This window comes from Desulfobulbus alkaliphilus, from assembly GCF_016918545.1.
Lineage (GTDB): Bacteria > Desulfobacterota > Desulfobulbia > Desulfobulbales > Desulfobulbaceae > Desulfobulbus > Desulfobulbus alkaliphilus.
In genome coordinates this window covers 1-441 of the sequence record NZ_JAFFQC010000260.1, presented here as the reverse complement: position 1 = coordinate 441, position 441 = coordinate 1, and the positions used below count along the sequence as shown (strand labels likewise).

Below are 441 nucleotides of genomic sequence, written 5' to 3'. Positions count from 1 at the left end.
CGCCCGTTCCGCCTCAGCGAGGACCGGGCCATCATCAACCGGATGGGGTTCAACAACGCCGGGCTCGACGCCTTCGCCGAGCGGCTGGACCAACGCCCGACGAACGTCGTCGTGGGCGCCAATCTGGGGGCCAACAAGGACACCGAGGACAAGGCGGCGGACTATATCGCCGGTCTGCAACGCCTCGCCGGCCGCGCTTCCTACTTCACCGTCAACATCTCCTCGCCCAATACGCCGGGCCTGCGCGCGCTTCAGGGTCGCGAGCAACTGGACGACCTGTTGGGCCGCATCGACGCCGCCCGGCCGGCCGCCAAGCCAGACCGCGTGCCGGTCTTCCTGAAGATCGCGCCCGACCTGATCGCCGACGAGATCGGCATGATCGTCGAGGCCTCTCTGGCCCACCGGATCGACGGCCTGATCGTATCCAACACCACGCTGGAG

1 protein-coding gene is annotated in these 441 nt (G+C 68.0%); it reads left to right on the top strand.

Annotated elements, in window-relative coordinates; genetic code table 11:
* Nucleotides 1-441, top strand: a 441-nt coding sequence (locus JWG43_RS20895) for a dihydroorotate dehydrogenase (protein ID WP_205244381.1), incomplete at both ends; no start/stop codon positions are given.